Here is a 17,793-nt window from a genome sequence, read left to right on the forward strand (position 1 = left end):
TCAAGTGGCCCGCAAATCGCTTTTCGTTCCCTATTCGAGATAGGTCGAAGGATCGACCGGCGCCGAGTTCTTGCGCACTTCGAAATGCAGTTTCGGCGAGTCGGTGGTGCCGCTCATGCCGGACAGGGCGATTTCCTGGCCGCGCTTGACCTTCTGGCCACGCTGCACCTCGATCGAGCTGGCATGGCCGTAGACGGTGACCAGACCGTTTTCGTGCCGCACCAGCACGGTGTTGCCGAATTCCTTGAGGCCGTCACCGGCATAGATGACGACGCCGTTTTCGGCCGCCTTGACCGGCGTTCCCTCGGGCACGGCAATGTCGACGCCGTCCTTGCCGCCGCCAAAGCTTGAAATCACGCGGCCGCGCACCGGCCAGCGCATCTTGCCGATGCCGGTTGCGTCCGGCGCCACCGCATCGTCGTCCTCGGCCTGCTGGATGACTTTCGCGTCCTTCTTCGGCGGCGTGTAGGAGGCGAGCGTTTGCGTCGGCGTTGTCTTGGCCGGCGGCTGGGTGGTGGCCGTCGTCACCGGATCGACCTTTGCCGGCTTCGCACCGGCGACGACAGCGGTTCCGCCTGCCGGCACTTTCAGGGTCTGGCCGATCTTGAGCAGTCCGTCCTGCATGCCGTTCGCCTGCTTCAGCGCAACGACGCCGACGCCGGTCTTTCTGGCGATGGCCGACAGCGTATCGCCTTGCTGTACCGTGTAAGTGCCGCCGGCACCGGCCGGCTTGGTCGTCGCCGAGGCAGTTTTAGGCGCGGCCTTTCCATCCTTCGGCTGGCTTGCAGCGGCCGACGCATCCACCTGCGCGGCGGACTTGCCTTCCCTGAGCTTCGGCTGCTGCGGCAGCACGGCCACCTTCTCCGGCGCATCGGCCGGCTGGTCGTGCCTGGTGCCGTTCGCGGGCTTGGCGTCGGCGACTTTCGGCGTGGCGCCGTTGCTCGAATACGCATAGGCCGGGATGACGAGCTTCTGGCCGGTCTTCAGCCCCTTGGTCGCGCTCAGCCCGTTGACTTTCATGATGGCATCGGCCGGCACGCCGTAGCGCCGCGACAGGCCGGAAATGGTCTCGCCGTCCTTGACGACGATCTCGGTTGCATGTGGCGCGCCGGCGGCCGTCGCCATGCGCGGCGCGTCGGGCTCGGCGTTCTTGAATGGCCTTGCCGCCGGAGCGACGGTGCCGGTTGCCGTCCTGTCGACACGAGGAGCGGCAGGCGTCAAGGCCGGCGCGGCAGCGGTGCGCACCGGACGGGCAGCAGGTGCCAGGGCGGGAGCCGGCGGCGGCAATTGCTGCGCCGTGACCGGTTCGAGGCTTGAGCGGCTGACCGACTGGGTGTGGCTGCCGTCGATCGGGGCGGCCGCAACATCGCCCGGATAGGGCTGGGCAGCGTCCTGCTTGTCGATGATGGCGCGCTGGTTGTTGGTCGAGGCGGTGAACACGTCGTCGACGCTGTTGAACCGCGCCACCTGGGAACTACACCCCGTCGCAGCGCCTGCGATCATGAGGACGGCGCAGCCACGCGCCAGATTGCGTCCGTTTGCCTTCAAAACACTGAATTGCATCGCACTAACCCGCACAGACCCGGTACAACTGAGTGTGATTAAAGCGCGTTAATGTTACCGGTCGGTTAAACCTGTAGAATCTGGCGCAAATTTTCTTAAAATATTCGAGGAAGGCTCTCAGCTTCGTCATCCTAGGGCGGAGCAGGAGCGAAGCTCCGTCGCGGAGACCCTGGGATCCATTCCGTGACCTTAGCCGAATAATGCGGCGGAGCAGCATTCTGCTGCACCCCAGGATGACGTAACACCAGGCTTCGGCTGCCCCCAAGCGGTCGACGGTCAGGATATCAAATTACCGCGGCGACGCCGCGCAGGACCGGCTGCAGCCGCACCAGGCCGATATCCTCGCGTTCGAAGCGGCTGCCGACCTTGGTCAGCTTGGCCAGCACCTGCTCGCCTTCGTCGGGTCCGATCGGCGCGATGACGATGCCGCCGCTCGACAATTGGTCGAGGAGAAAGCGCGGCAGGCTGTCGAAAGCCGCCCAGGCGACGATGCGGTCGAACGGCGCTTCGTTGGCCAGCCCGTTGGAACCGTCCGCCTGGCGCACGACGACATTGCCGATGGCGAGTGCCTCGAGGCGCTGCCGGGCCTGTTCGGCCAGCGTCTTGTAACGGTCGATGGTGACGATCCGCGCGGCAAGCCGCGACATCACCGCCGCCGTGTAGCCGGACCCGGTGCCGATCTCGAGCACCCGGTTGCCCGGCTCGATGGCAAGTGCCGCGATCACCGCCGCCTGCAGGTCGGCACCTTCGATGGCCTCGCCGCATTCGATCGGCAGCATACGGTCCGACCAGGCGATCGAGTGAAAATGCGGAGACAGAAAGCCGCGCCGCGGCGTCGCCTCGAAGGCGGCGATCAGCGCCTTCGGCACCGTGCCCCTGCCGCGCAGGCGAAGCAGGAAGGCAGCGAAACCTTCGCGCTCGTCGACCGTTGCAGCGTGGTTCAAGCTCATGCGAGCGCCTTGGCCAGTTGATCGCGGATTTCATGCGCGGTGAGATCGAGCTGCAGCGGCGTCACCGACACCAGCCGATTGCGCAAGGCGTGGAGGTCGGTGCCTTGCTTGCCCTCGACCGGCTCGCGGCCAAAGCGCAGCCAGTAGTAAGGCAGGCCGCGCCCGTCGCGCCGCTCGTCGACCCACAGGCTGTGGACCAGCTTGCCCTGCGAAGTAACCACAGTTCCGGCAATCTCTTCCGGCTCACAATTCGGAAAATTGACGTTGAGCAGCACGCCGTCCGGCAACGGCATGGCGACGAGCTTTTCGAGCAGCGCCGGCGCCAGCGCTTCGGTGGTCTCGTAGGGAACGACGCGGTCCTCGCCGACATAGGAATAGGCCTGGCTGATGGCGATCGAGCGCACGCCGAGCAGCGCGCCTTCCATGGCGCCGGCGACCGTGCCCGAATAGGTGACGTCGTCGGCGATGTTGGCGCCCGAATTGACGCCGGACAGGATCAGGTCGGGCGCTTCCGGCAGGATCTTTTTCACGCCCATGATCACGCAGTCGGTCGGCGTGCCGCGCACCGCAAAGTGCTTTTGGCCGATTTTCCTGAGCCGCAGCGGCTCCGAGATCGACAGCGAATGCGCATAGCCGGACTGGTCCTGTTCCGGCGCCACCACCCAGACGTCGTCCGACAGCGTGCGGGCGATGCGTTCGAGTGATGCAAGGCCCTCGGCATGGATGCCGTCGTCGTTGGTCAAGAGGATGCGCATAAAGCCGCCTCTGTAGGTTCAGGTTGACGGCAGCTCTCTACGGCGCCCCCCTCTGTCCTGCCGGACATCTCCCCCTCTAGGGGGGAGATTGCGCCGTCATCACCACTTCGGCCACTTGTTGGCGTAGCAGGGAAAATTGCGGCCGCGAAACTGCCAATCTCCCCCCTAGAGGGGGAGATGTCCGGCAGGACAGAGGGGGGCGCGAAGGAATGCGACACTGCCAAGCTTGTCACTTCGATGATTCGATCTTTTCCAGCCCGCCCATGTAAGGGCGAAGCGCTTCAGGAATGGTTACGCTGCCGTCCTCATTCTGGTAATTTTCGATGACGGCGATCAGAGCGCGGCCGACGGCGGTGCCCGAACCGTTCAGCGTGTGGACGAAGCGGTTGCCCTTGCCGTCCTTGTCCTTGTAGCGGGCGTCCATGCGCCGCGCCTGGAAATCGCCGCATACCGAGCACGACGATATCTCGCGATAGGCATTCTGGCCGGGCAGCCAGACCTCGATGTCGTAGGTCTTGCGCGCGCCAAAGCCCATGTCGCCGGTGCAAAGCGTCATGGTACGGAACGGCAGGCCGAGCCGCTTCAACACCTCCTCGGCGCATTCGGTCATGCGCTCATGCTCGGCAAGCGAAGTCTCCTGGTCGGTGATCGACACCAGCTCGACCTTGTAGAACTGGTGCTGGCGCAGCATGCCGCGCGTGTCACGCCCGGCCGAGCCCGCCTCCGAGCGGAAGCACGGCGTCAGCGCGGTATAGCGAAGCGGCAGCTTTTCGTGCGGTGTGATCTCGTCGCGAACGAGATTGGTGAGCGGAACTTCGGCAGTGGGGATGAGCCATCGATCCGAGAGCAAACTGTTGCTGTCCTCCGAGCCATCAACAACTGAGTTCAAAAAATCCGCAAAATACTCGACGCTTTCCAGCGTCGTATCGCCGAAGCCGTTGGCAAGAGCTTGAAACAGCGCTTCACTTTCCGGATCCGAGCGTCTGGTGCTCAGGTATCTTACAAGTTTTGGAAAGAGATCGATCTGGTTCAGTATTCCGGGAATGACTGCGGCATGTTCTTCCATGCCGTAATGGGCATGGCTGCTTTCATCGTAAATTCTATACAAATCCAGTGCGAATTTTGGCAGCTGTCCCGTTCCATACATCGTCGCCGAATTCACCATCAGCGGCGGCTGAATCTCCTCATAGCCGTGCTCAGTGGTGTGCAGGTCCAGCATGAATTGACCGAGCGCGCGTTCCATCCGCGCCAGGCCGTTTTTGAGCACGGTGAAGCGCGAGCCGGACAGCTTTGCCGCCCGCTCGAAATCCATCATGCCGAGCGCTTCGCCGATCTCGAAATGCTCCTTCACCCAGTTCGGGCGCGTCGGCACCTCGCCGACGACGCGTTTGACGACGTTATCGTGCTCGTCCTTGCCGACCGGCACGTCGTCGAACGGCACGTTTGGCAGCACCGCCAACGCATCGTTCAGCGCCTTGTCGAGCTCGCGCTCGCGCGCCTCGCCATTCTGGATGAAGGCCTTGATCTCGCCGACCTCGGCCTTCAGCCTCTCGGCAAGGGCTGCATCGCCCGAGCGCATGGCATTGCCGATCTCCTTCGATGCGGCGTTGCGGCGTTCCTGCCGGGTCTGCAGCTCGGTCAGATGCTCGCGCCGGGCCTCATCCGCGGCGATCAGGTCGTCGACAGTGGACTGCGCCTCCCCGGCCGACCACGAGCGCTTCTGGAGCGCTTCGACAAGGGCCTTCGGGTTCTCGCGAATCCATTTGATGTCAAGCATGGTCTGTTCGTCCTCAGGGGGCATGTCGCCCAAAAGTGCGCAGCGGTTTTGGGACAACGAGATGCCCCACAACAAAGACGAAAGGGCGTAAACCGCATCATTGGCCGATGCAAGATGTGAACGCTGGCGTTCCTTCGCGCCCCCCTCTGTCCTGCCGACATTGACGTCCGACAACACCGGAGTTTTCACCCTGGAAACAAAAAACCCGCCTCGGGAGGCGGGTTTTTGGAGCCAATTGGCACCATACCCAAATTAGTAGCATAGCTGCCGGCACAAAGCAAGAACAAAGTTGCTGCGGCCGGCAAAAAGATGCTGCCCGCCTCAACCGAACCTACGTCGAAGACGCGTCCGCCGGCTTTTCGGCCACCTCTTCGGTGGCGTCCTGCTTTTCCCGGGCCACACGGTCGCGCTCCTTGCTGCGCTCGATCAGCCGGGCCGACCAGATCGAGACCTCGTAGAGCAGGATCGTCGGAATGGCGAGGCCGATCTGGCTCATCGGGTCGGGCGGCGTCAGCACCGCCGCCACCACGAAGGCGATGACGATCGCCCATTTGCGCTTTTCAGCCAGGGCCGTGGACGAAAGCATGCCGACCCGCGTCATCAGGCTGGTCACCACCGGCAACTGGAACACTAGGCCGAAGGAGAAGATCAGCGTCATGATCAGGCTGAGATATTCGGACACTTTCGGCAGCAGCGAAATCTGCACCTGGTCGTTGGTGCCGGTCTGCTGCATGGCGAGGAAGAACCACATCACCATCGGCGTGAAGAAGAAATAGACCAGCGACGCGCCCATCAGGAACAGGATCGGCGAGGCGATCAGGAACGGCAGGAAGGCGTTGCGTTCGTTCTTGTAGAGGCCGGGCGCGATGAATTTGTAGATCTGCGTGGCGATCAGCGGAAAGGCGATGACCATGCCACCGAACATGGCGAGCTTGACCTGGGTAAAGAAGAATTCCTGTGGCGCCGTATAGATCAGCTCGACCTTGTGCGGGTCGAGCCCGGCCCATTGGGTCGCCCATCTGAACGGAATGACCAGAAGGTTGAACAGCCGCTTGGCGAAAAAGAAGCAGACCAGGAAGGCGACGAAAAAACCGCCGATCGACCAGATCAGCCGCCGGCGCAACTCGATCAGATGCTCCATCAGCGGAGCCGACGATTTTTCGATCTCGTCCTTTTCCTTGTCCGAAACGCTCACTTGGCGGCTCCCGCCGTTTTCCTGGGGGCCGGCTTCTTCGCAGCTGTCGCCGGCTTCTTCGCTGCCGATTGAACTTTCGACTCAGCTTTTGCGGCGGCCTTCGGCGCAGCGGTCTTTGCCGGCTTGGCCGGCGCGGCGGCCGCGGCTTTCGCGGGCGCCGGCTTCTTCCTTGCCGCAGGTGCTTTTTGCGGCACGGCCGCTGCAGCCGTTTGCGCCTGCACTGCCGGCGCCACGACGGACTCGTCCGTCATCGCCGGAAAGGTCGGCGTGGCCGGCGTCGGCTCCGGCGGGCTGACCCCCGGCATCGTCGTTGCGCCGTTCTTCAATGGCTCGGCTGCCTGCTCCGTCGAAGCGGCGGCATCAACGGCCGGCTTGGGCTTCATCACGGCGTCGACGCCGGAACGCACGTCGGCGGCGGCCTGCTCGAATGGATTGAGCTGCTTCCTGATCTCGGCTGCCGGATTAAGGCTTCTCAGCGAATCGACCGACTTCTTGACGTCGTCGAGCTCGGCTTCCTTCAGCGCATCATTAAACTGCCGCTGAAAATCGGACGCCATGGCGCGCAGCTTCGCCGTTGTGCGGCCGAAAGTGCGCAGCATGTTGGGCAAATCCTTGGGCCCGACGACCACGATCATGACGATCGCGATCACCAGCATCTCGGTCCAGCCGACTTCGAACATGGCTATACGTTCCGACTAAAGTTTGGGCTCAGCTTTTGCTGGCCTTTTCCTTCGGCACCGAAACGGTTTCGTCGGCACGGTGTTCGACGGTGCGCTTGTCCTCGGCAGTCTCGTCGTCGGCCATGCCCTTCTTGAAGCTCTTGATGCCCTTGGCCATGTCGCCCATCAGCTCGGGGATCTTGCCGCGGCCGAAGACCAGCAGCACGATCACCAGAACGATCATCCAGTGCCAAATCGAAAATGAACCCATAGCAAATCTCTCTCGAACGGTTTCCCAGACGCTGATCTATGCGCTTTCGGGTTCGGATTCAAACAGAACTGCGACAGAGTTCATGAATGAGTCGCCGAAGTCACGCACTTTCGGCACGGCGGCCCGCTACCAATCGGCGCAGTTCCATCCTGCCTGTGGCTTTAAGATGGCGCTCGGCTCAATCTTCCGTGACGCGCGGCGTCAAAAGGCCGAGTTCTTCGAGGTCGATGTCGGTCAGCGGATCCTCGTCGTCGGTGAGCGCATCTGGGTCGGCCGGCGGCAGCGGCACCGAGAAATTCGACGGCATGCGGCCGGACAGCAGCCCCGCACCCTTCAATTCCTCCATGCCGGGGAGATCGCGTATTTCCTCCAGCGCGAAATGGTCGAGGAAAATATCGGTCGTGCCGTAGGTGACGGGACGGCCGGGCGTTCGGCGCCGGCCGCGCATTCTCACCCATTCGGTCTCCATCAGCGTGTCGAGCGTCCCCTTTGACGTCTCGACGCCGCGGATGTCCTCGATCTCGGCGCGCGTTACCGGCTGGTGGTAGGCGATGATCGCCAGCACTTCGAGGGCAGCGCGGGACAGTTTGCGCTGCTGCACCGTGTCACGGCTCATCAGGAAGGCGAGGTCGCCGGCGGTGCGAAACGCCCAGGCATCGCCGACGCGCACCAGATTGACGCCGCGCCGCGCATAGATCTGCTGCAGTTCAGCCATTGCCGCGGCAATGTTGATGCCGTCGGGCAATCGCGAAGTGAGCTGTTTTTCGCTGACCGGCTCGGCGCTGGCGAATACGATCGCCTCGGCCATCCGTACGGCCTCCGCCATATGCAGCCGCTCGCCAGGATTCCGCGACAAGTTCTGCCCCTGATTTTGTGCCGGGTTCTCGGCGACCGCGCCTTGCTCGGCGTCGTCGTCGACCTTGAACGGAATGACCGAAGCGTTGGCGCGTTCGCTCATGGTGTCACCTCGACTATCTTGATGGCCTGGGCGCGGCCGCGCAGATAAAGCGGCGCGAACACCTGGTCCTGCCGCATTTCCATCTTGCCTTCGCGCACCAGTTCCAGCGTCGCCGCAAACGAGCTGGCAACCGCGGTGCGCCGCTCTTCCGGGCCGGCCAGATATTCGACCAGGAAACTGTCGAGCGCCGTCCAGTCGCGCAGCGACCCGATTAGCCTGGTCAGCACGTCGCGCGCATCTTTGAGCGACCACACGCCGCGCCTGGCAATCGTCACATTGGTGATTGCCTGCTTCTGGCGCTGCTGGGCATAGGCGGTCAACAGGTCATAGAGCGAGGCCGAATAGGCATTGCGCTTCTCGACGATCACCATTTCCGGCATGCCGCGTGCAAACACGTCGCGTCCGAGCCGGTTGCGGTTGACCAGCCGTGCCGCCGCGTCGCGCATCGCCTCCAGCCGCTTCAGCCGGAACTGCAGCACCGCCGCCAGTTCCTCGCCGCTTTCGCCTTCGTCGCCAGGCTGCTTGGGGATCAGGAGTTTCGACTTGAGAAACGCCAGCCACGCCGCCATCACCAGATAGTCGGCGGCAAGCTCCAGCCTCAGCGCCCTCACCTTCTCGACGAAGGCCAGATACTGTTCGGCCAGCGCCAGGATCGAGATGCGCGACAGGTCGACCTTCTGATTGCGGGCAAGATGCAGCAGAAGATCGAGCGGACCTTCGAAGCCGGCCACATCGACGACCAACGCCGGATCGCCGGTCAGCCGGGAATCGTCGTTCTCGGCCCACAAGCGGTCCATCGGTGCGGCCTTGCCGGCCTTCAGGTCCAATGTTTCCGCCACTTCGCTTCCTTTGATGCTAGGCCACCGCGTCGAAATAACTGGCAAATTCGGCCCGAACCTCGGTTTCATCAGCCCGATCACGGTTCCTGATATAGGTCAGCGCCCGCTCCGCGCGCTCAAACGACTTGCCTTCAAGCCCGGTCGTGCGCGATGCAATGCCGGCCATCTCGTCGAACACGCCGTTGCAGTGAAGGACCAGATCGCAGCCCGCCGCAAGGATAGCGGCCGCCTTTGACGGGAAATCCCCAGAAAGTGCCTTCATCGAAGTGTCGTCGCTCATCAACAGCCCGTCGAAGCCGATTTCGCCGCGGATGATCTTTTCGATGACCTTGCCGGATGTGGTGGCCGGGTTCTTCGGGTCGATCGCGCTATAGACGACATGCGCCGTCATCGCCATCGGCAAATGGTTGAGCTCCCTGAACGGGGCAAAATCATGCCGCTGCAAGTCGCCGATCGAGGCGTCGACGGTCGGCAGTTCGAAGTGCGTATCGGCGAAGGCCCTTCCATGGCCGGGAATATGCTTCATCACCGGCAGCACGCCGCCCGCCATCAGGCCTTCCGCCGCGGCGCGACCCAGTTCGACGACGGCGCGCGGCTCCTTGCCATAGGCGCGCGCGCCGATGACGTCGCTGGCGCCCTCGATCGGCACGTCGAGCACCGGCAGGCAATCCGCCGTGATGCCGTAGCGCAGCAGATCGAAGGCATGCAGCCGCGCCATCAGCCAGGCGGCACGGGTGCCGGCATCATGGTCGTCGCGCCACAAGGCGCCGAGTGCACCGGCAGCCGGATAGTTCGGCGCCAGCGGCGGCCGCAGGCGCTGCACCCGGCCGCCCTCCTGGTCGATGAACACCGGCGCGTCCGCACGCCCGACGCAGTCGCGCATCGCGGCGACCAGATCGCGGATCTGCTCGGTCTCGCCGATATTGCGCGCAAACAGGATGAAGCCCCACGGGCATTCGTTGCGATAGAAACGGATCTCGTCGCGGGTCAGTGATTTCCCGGCGCAGCCGAGGATCATGGATCTTGATTCGGTCATGCGGAACAGTTTAGAGCTTCGCGCCGACAAAGGGAATCGCCCGCAATTGCCTCCAGAGCTTTCCGTTCACGCAAAAAAGCCGGCGCGGGCGCCGGCTTTTCGAGGGGCTTTGGTGCCGCTAGTGGGACACGAAGCAATTGCCGCCGGCAGCCTTGTAGCTGGTGCACAGTTTGATCGCCTCGTTGCGAGACTGCGCCGGAACGCGGACGCGGTAGAAGGTGCCCTTGCCGGCGATCTCGGCCTTGACGATGTTGGCGGTGCGGCCGGAAAGCACGCTGCCATAGCGGCGCTGCAGATCCTGGTAAGTCGCCTGGGCGCTTTCGACTGTCGGCTGCGAAGCGATCTGTATCGACCACGAACCAGCCCCTGCCGCGGCCGGATCGATGGAAGCGACCTGATCGGGCTTGACCTCGCCGACCACATCGACCGGCTGGTCGGACGGACGCTGCGGCGCCACCGGAACCGTGGCCGGGGTGTTGGCGGACTGCTTGCTGGCTGACGGCTGGGCCTTGGCTTCAGCCTTTGTGTCGGGCTTGGGCGCCGGCTGCAGCTTGGTGGTTTCGGCCTGATCACCGCTCGGCTGGTCGCCACTCGCCTGGTCCTCAATCTTCGGATCACTTGTCATTTGGTCGATCAGGGGCACGGTGCCGGTCTGCGCGGCGGCGTCGGCCTGGGCGGCCGGAGCCACGTGCTGCGGCGCCGGATCGGCCTGCTCGGCAGCAGCTATTTGCGGGGCGGCGGGCGCCGGATCCTCGCGCGCCACCAGCGAGCCGTCAGGTTTCACAACCATGGTCCGTACCTTGCGCGGCGCAACGGCGACGATCTCGGGGTTGGCACCCTTCTCGGCCTCCTGCAGAACCTGCGCGATGCGATCCTCGGACTTGGGCGCCGGTGCGGCGGCGGTTTCGGTAGCGCCAGCCGCATTGGTGCCAAGCGCGTTGGTGTCAGGCGCGTTGGCGTCAGGCGCGTTGATGCCAGACGCATTGGTATCAGACGCCTCGGTGCCGGGCGCGTCGATATCGTCCGCGGCATCGGGGTCATTGGGCGAAAGATCGACGACGCGGCTCTCCGGTTCGTTGGCCTTCAGGTCCACGGGCTCTTCGGTGTTGGTGACCAGCTTCTGCTGAACCGGCTCGGCGGGCTTGGCGCCCTTGACCACAGCGTCATAGACCTTGTTGTCCTGGTTCGGCACGACGGTGCCGCCTGGATTTTCCGGCTTGATCTTGATCGGCCTGTTGTCGGCCTTGACGATAACCGGCGCATCGCCGCCGCTCTTGCCGCCGAGGGTCAACGCAAAGGCGCCAAGGCCTCCGGCGATCGCCACCGCGCCAACCACCGCACCTATCAGCAGCCCGCGCCTGCGCGGCTGCCTTTCAGCCCCGCGTTCGGCAAGGCCCGGAACCGACATCTCGTCGTCCAGTTCGGGGTCGTAGTCGAGCTCATCGAAGGTGAAATCGTCGGCTTGCGAAACCGGCTGGCCACCGGGCAATGGGCCCAGATCGAAACCGTCCGCTGCATCGGCATAGGAAGCGGCTGCCGCGCTGACGGGGGCTTCCGCAGGCTTGGCGCCATAGGCGCGCGTCTCGCTACGATCCTGCTTATAGCCAGACGCGAAGCCGGCATCGTATTCATCGTCATAGCCAGCACTGCGCACCGGGGCAGGCGCTATATCCGTGGCATTCATTTCGGTGAGAAGGCTGGCAAAATCGGCATCGAGATCGTCGTAGGCGGGCGCCACCGGCTCGTCATCGTCGAAGTTGAGCTCCGGAATGTCGAGATCGTCCGCCAGCGCCACGACGCGCTCGGGCACGTCGACCGTCTCGACATCAGGCATCTCGTCATAGGCGGAAGGCTGTTGATACGAAGTTGGTGCAGCTTCCGTGTAGGCTGGCCGATCTTCATAGGATGGCCGATCCTCATTGGACCGCCTGTCTTCACGGGATGCCTGGCCTTCATAGGACGGCGCCTCTCCGACCGGTGCGGCCCGATAGGACGGCGTTGCAGCCGGCTGCGGCGGTGCCGGACGCGCCGAAGCGACCGGCTGGCCTGCAAAAGCGGGCTGAGGCTGCGCAACCGGTGTCACGCGGCTCCACGAGCGGGCCGGCTCGGGCGGTGTGGCGCGTGTTGTCAGCCAGTTCAGCCCATCGAGCGGGTCTTCTTCGGCAGCAGCTGCCACACTCTTGTCGGCCGAGTCATGATCCAGGCCGATGTTCCTGGCGAAGTCGGCATCGAGCGCATCGTTGTCTAAATCGCCCACAGGTCCGGCAGCGGCTTCAACACCGAAATCCTCGCCTTCAAGCTCATCGAGGAGGACACTGCCAAGATCGGCGTCATCGGCGGCACTGGACTGCTGCGGCTCGGCGGGCTCGTGCTCGTCCAGTTCCCAATCCAGCTCGTCGACAGCATGCACCGGTTCGTGGATGACGTCTTCAGCCGCCACCATTGGCTGTTCAGCGGCCACTGCTGGCTTCTGAACTGCCGGCCCGACGGGCTGCTGAGCAGCCATCATGGGCTTCTGGCCAGGCTGCTGGGCAGGCTGCTGGCTCATCTGAGGTTCGTTGACCGCTTGTGCCGGCCGTGTGCTCATCGCACCGAGCAGCGCGTTCAGTTCGTCTTCCAGGCTCCGTTCCTCGGCCACTGGAGCCGTCGGGACGACAGCGGCCGGCGCCGCTGGTTCGGCCGCAACCTGCGCCACCGGCTCTTCGGCGTCCTCGGCAGGCGCATCGTCGAAGCTCAGATCGAAATCGTCATCGAACGCCGCCTCGGCGGCCGTGCCGGAAAGCCGAGCGGCCTCTGGCTCTTCGATCGACAGCTCTTCGATAAACTCTGGTTCTTCGATTTCGGCAGGCTCGTTCGGGCGAACGTCGAAGTCCATGTCGACATCGGCCATGGCATCATCGAAATGGCCGGCAAGATCTTCATCGGCTGAAACCGCTTCAACCGGCGATGCCGGAGCGGCGACGTTTTCCTCCGGCTCATGCTCGTCGAACATCAGCTCGTCTTCGAGCGAGCTTGCAACGGCATCGTCGAACTCGTCATCGAACGCAGGCGCGGCGGCCTGCACGGCGGTGTCAACGGCGACCGCCTGCTCCATCGGCTCATGCTCCTCGAGCATCAGCTCGTCTTCGAGCGAACTTGCCACGGCGTTGTCGAACTCATCGTCCAAGGCGGGGTCGAAGGCGGGCTCGTCGACCGGCTCGATCGCCTGGGCTGCGGCCCCGGGTTCATCCTCGCCCGTCACCGCCACCTTGGCCGTCACATCGTCGTAGAGCCGAAAATCCTGGTCGACAGAGGCGGAAAGTTCGTCGTCACTCGACAGGTCGTCCTCGAACGGCGACACGTCTTCGAGCGAGCCGGCGACGGCGTTATCGAACTCCTCGTCGAACTCCGGCTCGACAGCGGGAGCGAACGACCTTTCGGGGGCGGAGGCAATTTCGTCGGCGGCAACAGGAGCGGCCGCAACGGGAGCAGAATCATCCGCAGCACTGTCGTCGAACGCGAAATCCTGTTCGAACGAGGCGGCAAGCTCATCCTCCATCTCGTTGGCGGCGGCCGGTTCGGGTGTCGGCTCGCGAAGCTCGGCAGGAGAACCATTGTCATTGGCATCAGTGCCGAACTCGCCCATCAACTCCTTCTCGAGATCGATGTCGAAATCGCCCTCGTCCACCGACGGTTCGGCGGCAGCGGTTTTCGGCTGGGCCGGCGTTTGCGGTTTGACCGGCTGGCGCGGGTCGAACCCCATGATCCTGGTCAGTTCCGCGAACGGATCATCGTTTGCGATGTCGTTGTGGTCGGCTGCTCTCAGCTGGGTTCTGTCTGCCATTATTGTTCCCGAACTCGCACTCATTCGGACGCCATGGACGTCGCGTAGGGTTGGCCCTTACCAGCGCAATGTGGGCAAAAGGTGACAGGTTTTTTACTCAAACCTAACGCATTTCGGTGGGCGCATTGGCTCCGATCAGCGTCAGGCCGGACGTCAAAACGTCCGAAACAGCCTGCACCAGCCCTAGTCTGGCATGCGTCAATTGTCGGTCGTTAACCTTAACAAAACGTAAGTCGGGATTATCGGTGCCCCGGTTCCAGTGTCCGTGGAAGCTGGAAGCGAGTTCGTAGAGGTAAAATGCCAGCCGGTGGGGCTCGAGCGCGAGCGCCGCAGCTTCGATCAGCCGAGGATATTCGGCGAGCTTCCTGATCAGGCCGATCTCCCCCTCATCGGTCAGCAAAGCCACTTCAGCAGCCAGCTGGTTGCGGTCGAACATGGCCTCGCCCAATTGCTCGCTTGCCTGCCGGAACACCGAATGGCAGCGCGCCGAGGCATACTGCACGTAGAACACCGGATTGTCCTTCGACTGCTCGGTCACCTTGGCGAAGTCGAAGTCGAGCGGCGCGTCGTTCTTGCGATAGAGCATCATGAAGCGGATCGGGTCGCGGCCGACCTCCTCGACCACTTCGCGCAAGGTCACGAACTCGCCGGACCGCTTCGACATGCGCACCGGCTCGCCGGCGCGAAACAGCCTCACCAACTGGCAAAGCAGCACGGTAAGCTTGACCTCGTCGCCGGCAATCGCCCGGGCAAGCGCTTCCAGCCGTTTCACATAGCCGCCATGATCGGCGCCAAGCACATAGATCAGGTCGACGAAGCCGCGATCGACCTTGTCCTTGAGGTACGCGACATCGGCGGCGAAATAGGTGAAGGTGCCGTCCGACTTGACCAGCGCCCGGTCCATGTCGTCGCCGACCGCGGTCGAGCGGAACAGCGTCTGCTCGCGGTCCTCCCAGTCGTCCGGCTTCTCGCCTTTGGGCGGCGGCAGCTTGCCCTTGTAGATGTGGCCCTTCAGCGTCAGGTCGCTGATCGCCGAGCGGATCTTCTTCGCATTGTTGGCATGCAGCGTCCGCTCGGAGAAGAAGACGTCATGATGCACGTTGAGCAACGCCAGATCCTCGCGGATCATCGTCATCATCGCATCGATCGTTCTGTCCTTGACGATGGCAAGCGCCTCTTCATCCGGCATCTGCAGCAGGGAGCGGCCGAATTCGCCGGCCAGCGCCTGACCAACGGGGATCAGATAGTCGCCTGGATAAAGCCCGGGCGGAATCTCGCCGATCTCATCGCCGAGTGCCTCGCGGTAGCGCAGCATGACGGAGCGTCCGAGCACGTCGATCTGCGAACCGGCATCGTTGATGACGTATTCCTTGGTCACGTCGTAACCGGCGAAGGCCATCAGATTGGCCAGCGCGTCGCCGACCACGGCACCCCGGCAATGGCCGACATGCATCGGCCCGGTCGGGTTGGCCGAGACATATTCGACATTGGTTTTCTTGCCGCCGCCGACCGTCGAGCGGCCGTAGTTGCGGCCTTCGCCGAGCAGCGCCGTCAGATGCGCCTGCCAGAAGCCGTCCTTGAGCCTGAGATTGACGAAGCCCGGGCCAGCGATCTCGGCGGCCGCGATATCCTCGTCGGCGCGCAGCGCCTCGGCCAGCCTTTCGGCCAGCGCACGCGGGCTCTGGCCGGTCGGCTTGGCCAACACCATGGCAGCGTTGGTCGCGAGGTCGCCATGGCTGGCATCGCGCGGCGGCTCGACGGCGATGCGCGACAGGTCCGGCGACGCGCCATCCTTGTCTTTCAAATCAAGCGCTTTGACGACCTTTATGATTCGCGCGTTGAAATCGGCGAAGATGTTCATTGCTATGGCTCTGACGGTTTGCAGGGATCCGGCGCGTTGGCCGGCAAAATCGCGCCCGCCCTAGCTCAAATCCGGCGTATGGTCAAACAAACGCCTGTGTTCCTTGAGCGCATAAGTGTCCGTCATGCCTGCCAGGAAATCGGCAACACTGCGCGCCTTGACGCGGTCCTCTGCCCGGTCGAGCCCTTCGCGCCAGCCATCCGGCATGGCGCGTGGATCGGCGAAATAAACGTCGAACAGGTCCCTGACGATCTGATCGGCATCGGCGCGCACCCGCATGACCTCCGCGTGTCGGTAGAGGTGCTTGTAAAGAAAGGCCTTCAGCTCCTTTTCCGATGCGGCCGTCTCGGCGGAGAAGCTCACCATCGTCTCGCCGGCCGCCCTTACCGCTTCGGCGCTGCCGGGCTTGATGCGCGCCAGATTGGCCGTCGTCGAGACGATCACGTCCTCGACCATGATGGTGATCTGCCGGCGCATCAGCTCGTGGCCGGTGCGTACGTCATCGAGCGCCGGATAGCGCTCACGCACGCCCTTGAGGATCGACCCCGGCAGCGAGACGCCCTCCAGCATATCCAGCGTCAACAGCCCTGCCCTCAAGCCGTCATCGATGTCGTGGGTGTTGTAGGCGATATCGTCGGCAATCGCCGCGCACTGCGCCTCGATACCGGCGAAGCGGTCGAGCTCGAGGTCGTGCAGTTCGGAATAGTCGCGGATCGCCTGCGGCACCGGCCCCTTCAGCCCTTTGCCCTTGGCATCGGTCAGCGGGCCATTGTGCTTGACCAGCCCCTCCAGCGTTTCCCAGGTGAGGTTCAGCCCGTCGAACTCGGCATAGCGCCGCTCCAGCCGCGTCACCACACGCAGCGACTGCGCATTGTGGTCGAAGCCGCCCCAGGCGGCCATCTTATCGTTCAGCGCGTCCTCGCCGGTATGGCCGAAAGGCGTGTGGCCGAAGTCGTGCACCAGGGCCACCGCCTCGGCCAGGTCCTCGTCGCCGCGCAACGCCCGCGCCAGAGCGCGTGCGATTTGCGCTACCTCGATCGAATGCGTCAGCCTCGTGCGGTAATGGTCGCCTTCGTGTGCAACGAACACTTGCGTCTTGTGCTTCAGCCGGCGGAACGCCGTCGAATGGATGATGCGGTCGCGGTCGCGCTGGAACGGCGTGCGCGTCGGGCTTTCCACCTCGTCGAACAGCCGGCCGCGCGACTTCGCCGGGTCGCTGGCATAGGCCGCGCGCGGCCGATAGCCGAATCCGATGTCGCCCAACTCGTTGGTCATAGCGTATGCCGCAGTTGACTTGCCCCGTCGCGCTTCATACCTATCATACAAAACGGAAAGCAAGGTGACGCCCATGGGCGCTGATGCCAAGACCGCCATGAAAGTCGAGATGACCGACGCCGCCGCTAGGCGGATCGCCAAGATTGTGGCGAGCGAAGCCGGTAAGACGGCCCTGCGCGTTTCGGTCGAGGGCGGCGGCTGTTCCGGCTTCTCCTACAAGTTCGACCTGGTCGACAGGCGCAATGACGATGACGTCGCCATTGAAAAGGACGGGGCCACCGTGCTGATCGACGACCTGTCGCTGGTCTATATGGGCGGCTCGGTGATCGATTTCGTTGACGATCTGATGGGCCAGTCGTTCCAGATCAGAAACCCCAATGCGGTCGCCTCCTGCGGCTGCGGCACCAGCTTCTCGATCTAGAAATGCCCGACATCGGCGCGGTCCGTCAGGTCGCGCTTTCCGCCGGGCGCGACCTCGATGCGACGCTGGCGTTCTGGCGCGAGGTGCTCGGCATGAACCTGCATGCGCGTTTCGATCCGCCGGGCATCGCCTTCATCCTGGCCGGTGGCGTGCGCCTGCTTTTCACCGACGGCCTGCCGGCCGGCACCGTCTATCTCGACATATCCGGCCTCGAAGAGTTCCACGCTTCGGCAAGGGCCGCCGGCGTTCCCTTCACCGCGCCGCCGGCGCTCGTCCATCGCGACACCGAAGGCCTGTTCGGCCAGGCGGGGGAAAGCGAATGGATGGCCTTCCTAAAGGACCCGGCAGGCAATACGATCGGCCTTGTCGAACGTCATCCACCGGATCGCTAGTCTCCGGACCACCAGCCT

Annotated in this window: 15 protein-coding genes; 2 read left to right on the forward strand and 13 right to left on the reverse strand. The window is 63.8% G+C overall.

Going from position 1 to position 17,793, the window contains the following annotated elements:
• Positions 1-30: 30 nt before the first annotated feature.
• From AC0L2Y_RS12625 to AC0L2Y_RS12685, 13 genes are all read right to left on the reverse strand, one after another.
• On the reverse strand, positions 31-1,563 hold the full coding sequence (locus tag AC0L2Y_RS12625) for a peptidoglycan DD-metalloendopeptidase family protein (RefSeq protein WP_473556478.1): 1,533 nt from the start codon (positions 1,561-1,563) through the stop codon (positions 31-33).
• A gap of 284 nt (positions 1,564-1,847) precedes the next feature.
• Positions 1,848-2,513 (reverse strand): protein-L-isoaspartate(D-aspartate) O-methyltransferase, encoded by a 666-nt coding sequence (locus AC0L2Y_RS12630; protein WP_473556480.1) that lies wholly within the window; start codon positions 2,511-2,513, stop codon positions 1,848-1,850.
• Positions 2,510-3,268, reverse strand: a complete 759-nt coding sequence (gene surE, locus AC0L2Y_RS12635) for a 5'/3'-nucleotidase SurE (protein ID WP_473556482.1) — start codon at positions 3,266-3,268, stop codon at positions 2,510-2,512. Before surE ends, AC0L2Y_RS12630 begins: the two co-directional genes overlap by 4 nt.
• Before the next feature lie 229 nt (positions 3,269-3,497).
• Entirely contained in the window at positions 3,498-5,045 is a 1,548-nt protein-coding gene (gene serS, locus AC0L2Y_RS12640; RefSeq protein WP_473556484.1) for a serine--tRNA ligase, read from the reverse strand.
• A gap of 331 nt (positions 5,046-5,376) precedes the next feature.
• Positions 5,377-6,240, reverse strand: coding sequence for a twin-arginine translocase subunit TatC (tatC, locus tag AC0L2Y_RS12645; protein WP_023678927.1), 864 nt, complete (start codon positions 6,238-6,240; stop codon positions 5,377-5,379).
• Complete coding sequence (gene tatB, locus AC0L2Y_RS12650) at positions 6,237-6,920, reverse strand: Sec-independent protein translocase protein TatB (RefSeq protein WP_473556487.1); 684 nt, start codon at positions 6,918-6,920, stop codon at positions 6,237-6,239. Before tatB ends, tatC begins: the two co-directional genes overlap by 4 nt.
• A gap of 28 nt (positions 6,921-6,948) precedes the next feature.
• Positions 6,949-7,170 carry a twin-arginine translocase TatA/TatE family subunit gene (locus AC0L2Y_RS12655; protein WP_352490594.1) on the reverse strand — a complete coding sequence of 74 codons (222 nt, stop codon included), beginning with the start codon at positions 7,168-7,170 and terminating at the stop codon, positions 6,949-6,951.
• Between the two features lie 178 nt (positions 7,171-7,348).
• Positions 7,349-8,128 carry an SMC-Scp complex subunit ScpB gene (scpB, locus tag AC0L2Y_RS12660; RefSeq protein WP_352451389.1) on the reverse strand — a complete coding sequence of 260 codons (780 nt, stop codon included), beginning with the start codon at positions 8,126-8,128 and terminating at the stop codon, positions 7,349-7,351.
• On the reverse strand, positions 8,125-8,925 hold the full coding sequence (locus AC0L2Y_RS12665) for a segregation and condensation protein A (RefSeq protein WP_023678931.1): 801 nt from the start codon (positions 8,923-8,925) through the stop codon (positions 8,125-8,127). The genes scpB and AC0L2Y_RS12665 overlap by 4 nt, the downstream gene beginning before the upstream one ends.
• Before the next feature lie 58 nt (positions 8,926-8,983).
• Positions 8,984-10,003, reverse strand: coding sequence for a beta-N-acetylhexosaminidase (nagZ, locus tag AC0L2Y_RS12670; protein ID WP_473556491.1), 1,020 nt, complete (start codon positions 10,001-10,003; stop codon positions 8,984-8,986).
• Between the two features lie 118 nt (positions 10,004-10,121).
• Positions 10,122-13,826: an SPOR domain-containing protein gene (locus tag AC0L2Y_RS12675; RefSeq protein WP_473556492.1), complete on the reverse strand. Its 3,705-nt coding sequence runs from the start codon at positions 13,824-13,826 to the stop codon at positions 10,122-10,124.
• 103 nt (positions 13,827-13,929) lie between these two features.
• Positions 13,930-15,687, reverse strand: a complete 1,758-nt coding sequence (argS, locus tag AC0L2Y_RS12680) for an arginine--tRNA ligase (RefSeq protein ID WP_473556494.1) — start codon at positions 15,685-15,687, stop codon at positions 13,930-13,932.
• A 60-nt stretch (positions 15,688-15,747) separates the two neighbouring features.
• Entirely contained in the window at positions 15,748-16,962 is a 1,215-nt protein-coding gene (locus tag AC0L2Y_RS12685) for a deoxyguanosinetriphosphate triphosphohydrolase (RefSeq protein WP_473556497.1), read from the reverse strand.
• 73 nt (positions 16,963-17,035) lie between these two features.
• On the opposite strand from AC0L2Y_RS12685, the gene erpA reads away from it, so the two are divergent.
• Positions 17,036-17,383: an iron-sulfur cluster insertion protein ErpA gene (gene erpA, locus AC0L2Y_RS12690; RefSeq protein WP_254818314.1), complete on the forward strand. Its 348-nt coding sequence runs from the start codon at positions 17,036-17,038 to the stop codon at positions 17,381-17,383.
• Between the two features lie 2 nt (positions 17,384-17,385).
• On the forward strand, positions 17,386-17,775 hold the full coding sequence (locus AC0L2Y_RS12695; RefSeq protein WP_473556499.1) for a VOC family protein: 390 nt from the start codon (positions 17,386-17,388) through the stop codon (positions 17,773-17,775).
• Positions 17,776-17,793: the final 18 nt, after the last annotated feature.

It is taken from the genome of Mesorhizobium sp. WSM4830, from assembly GCF_055811495.1.